Below are 2342 nucleotides of genomic sequence, written 5' to 3' on the forward strand. Positions count from 1 at the left end.
CCGATGGGGCGGCCCCGGGGACCGCGTCAGGCCCAGTGCGGATCGCGGCCACTCGCCGCCAGCGCCTGGTCGAACGGGAAGGCGCCGGCAGGCGCTTCGAGCGCGGGGCCGTAGCCGCCGTTGCTGCGCGCCCGGTCGGCGATCTGATCGACGACACCGAGCACGGCTTTCTGCGTGCCGGTGCCGACGGGGAAGGAGCGGCCGATGGCGCGGGCCAGGTCCCAGCCGTGCAGAGCCAGTTCCTCCAGGGTGATGGCGGCCGCGAACTCGGCCGGCATCTCGCCGGGGCCGAAATCCGTCGTGCCCTCGTACGCGGCAGGATCGGCCCACGCCGCAGCGGCGGCGACCGCCAGAGCCGCGACGTTCTCCGGATCGCCGGGGACGGGCGCGGGATCGACGGGGCGCGGCTGCTTACGGGCGGCGCGCCCGGAGTCCGCGAGGGTCCCGGCGAGATGGCCGAGCAGGTCGGCGACGGTGAACCGCTCGCAGGGGGTTCGGGCGTCGAGCTGCTCGGGGCGGACGGCGCGGGCGGTGCCGGCGACGGCGGTGGCGAGTTCGTCGATGTGGTCGTGCATGGGGTGCTCCAAGTCCTGGTTGCCGAGGGTCAGACGGTGAAGAAGGGGGTGCGCTCGCCCGTCTCGGCGTACTTCTGGAGTACGGGGAAGAGCGCGGCCCAGGTGGCCGCGGTGTGGCGGAAGTGGTCGTCGACGGCGGGGAAGCCGTTGTGGTCGAAGCGCAGGACGCTGCCGTCGCCGGTGGCCTCGATGTCGTAGACGACCTCGGTGCCGACCCAGTCGTCCGGTCCGGCGAGGACCTCCAGCGCGAGACGCCGGCCCGCGGTGGCGTCGCCCGCCTCGCCTGCCTCGCCGACCTCGGTGGCATCAGTGGCCTCGGCGGCATCAGTGGCCTCGGCGGCCTCGGTTACGCGCCACTCCCAGGGCGCGGGCTGCCCGGGGAAGGTCAGGCGCTGGATGTCGCCTTCCACCTCGGCTCCGTCGGTGAACCAGCCGGCGATGCCGTCGGCGGTGGACACGGCGCGGTAGACGGTCTCGGCGTCGGCCTTGAGGGAGTAGATGAGGGCGATGTCAGCCATGAGGGCTCCTACGTGGGGGTGACGGGTGGGACCCGCGACCGGATCCGTCTTCTTTAGTCGAGACTAAAATAAGTCGCCGACGAGGCAAACTACAGCCTCGACTAAAATTCCCCGTATGGACGCGGTACAGGTCATCGCCGAGCCCAGACGGCGCGAGATTCTGCGGCTGATCTGGGACGACGAGCTGTCCGCCGGCGATATCGCGGCCGGCTTCGAGGTCACCTTCGGCGCGGTCTCCCAGCATCTGAAGGTGCTGCGCGATGCCGGGCTGGTTACGCTGCGCAAGGACGGGACGAAGCGGTACTACCGGGCGGACCGGGAGGCGCTCGGCCCGCTCGCCGACTACCTCCAGGCCATGTGGAGTACGAAGCTCGACACCCTCGCCCGCCTCGCCCAGGAAGCGGAAGAGGCCGAACGGAGCGGAAAGCCATGACCGTACCGATACCCGCGCAGCCACAGCGCTCGTCCCAGCCCGGCAGCGTCACCGTGGAGCGGCACATCCTCGCCCGCCCCGAGACCGTCTTCAGCTTCTTCACGGACCGTGACAAGTGGCTGTCGTGGATGGGGAGCGACGGCGAGTTCTCCTTCGTCCCGAACGGCGGCTACCGGACCACTGTCACCGGTGAGAACGTCGCCGAGGGCCACTTCCTGGAGGTCGACCCGCCCAAGCGGCTCGTCTTCACCTGGGGCTGGGCCGAGGGCGGCCTGGCGGACGTGCCCCCGGGCTCCACCACCGTGGAGATCACCCTCGAACCCGTCGAGGACGGCACGCTGCTGCGGCTGGTGCACAGTGGCCTGCCCACCGCCGAGGCCTGCACCGCCCACGAGGAGGGCTGGGCCCACTACACCCGCCGGCTCGCGGTGCGTGCGACGGGCGGGGACCCCGGCGCCGACCACTGGATGTGACGTCGTCCGGATACGGCGTCGTCGCCGACGTGATCCCCGGCGCTACCACCGGGCGCCACCACCGGCGTCGACATCGCCACCGGCGTGCCCGCTCACGGGCTCACGGGGCGCCCACGGCTCACGGGGCGGCGGGCAGGGTGACCTCGAAGCGGCAGCCGCCCGTCACATTGCGTACGTCGGCGCTGCCGTCGTGCGCCTCGACGATGCCCCGCACGATCGCGAGCCCGAGGCCCGCGCCCGCCGGAGGCGTCCGGGCCTGGCTGCCGCGCCAGCCGGTGTCGAAGACCCGCGGCAGGTCCTCGTCGGGGATACCGCCGCAGCCGTCGGTGACCGAGAGCACGAC

General features: G+C 72.3%; 5 protein-coding genes. 2 read left to right on the plus strand and 3 right to left on the minus strand.

Annotation, left to right across the window (positions count from 1 at the left end; translation table 11 throughout):
• Positions 1–26: 26 nt before the first annotated feature.
• Positions 27–575, minus strand: a complete 549-nt coding sequence (locus ACWGI8_RS43155; protein ID WP_453668961.1) for a TIGR03086 family metal-binding protein — start codon at positions 573–575, stop codon at positions 27–29.
• Positions 576–604: 29 nt separating this feature from the next.
• Positions 605–1093 carry an SRPBCC family protein gene (locus tag ACWGI8_RS43160; RefSeq protein WP_453668963.1) on the minus strand — a complete coding sequence of 163 codons (489 nt, stop codon included), beginning with the start codon at positions 1091–1093 and terminating at the stop codon, positions 605–607.
• Positions 1094–1208: 115 nt separating this feature from the next.
• Here ACWGI8_RS43160 and ACWGI8_RS43165 point away from each other — a divergent pair, with 115 nt between their 5' ends.
• Positions 1209–1526 (plus strand): ArsR/SmtB family transcription factor, encoded by a 318-nt coding sequence (locus ACWGI8_RS43165; RefSeq protein ID WP_453668965.1) that lies wholly within the window; start codon positions 1209–1211, stop codon positions 1524–1526.
• Positions 1523–1999: an SRPBCC family protein gene (locus tag ACWGI8_RS43170; protein ID WP_453668966.1), complete on the plus strand. Its 477-nt coding sequence runs from the start codon at positions 1523–1525 to the stop codon at positions 1997–1999. The genes ACWGI8_RS43165 and ACWGI8_RS43170 overlap by 4 nt, the downstream gene beginning before the upstream one ends.
• A gap of 118 nt (positions 2000–2117) precedes the next feature.
• Here the strand turns inward: ACWGI8_RS43170 and ACWGI8_RS43175 are convergent.
• On the minus strand, positions 2118–2342 hold a 225-nt coding region (locus ACWGI8_RS43175), incomplete at its 5' end, for a sensor histidine kinase (protein WP_453668968.1).

This window comes from Streptomyces sp. NPDC054841, assembly GCF_053611045.1.

Coding starts and splice junctions, on each gene's coding strand:
- ACWGI8_RS43170 (WP_453668966.1), top strand. CDS start 1,523: ATGACCGTACCGATACCCGCGCAGCCACAGCGCTCGTCCCAGCCCGGC.
- ACWGI8_RS43160 (WP_453668963.1), bottom strand. CDS start 1,093: ATGGCTGACATCGCCCTCATCTACTCCCTCAAGGCCGACGCCGAGACC.
- ACWGI8_RS43155 (WP_453668961.1), bottom strand. CDS start 575: ATGCACGACCACATCGACGAACTCGCCACCGCCGTCGCCGGCACCGCC.
- ACWGI8_RS43165 (WP_453668965.1), top strand. CDS start 1,209: ATGGACGCGGTACAGGTCATCGCCGAGCCCAGACGGCGCGAGATTCTG.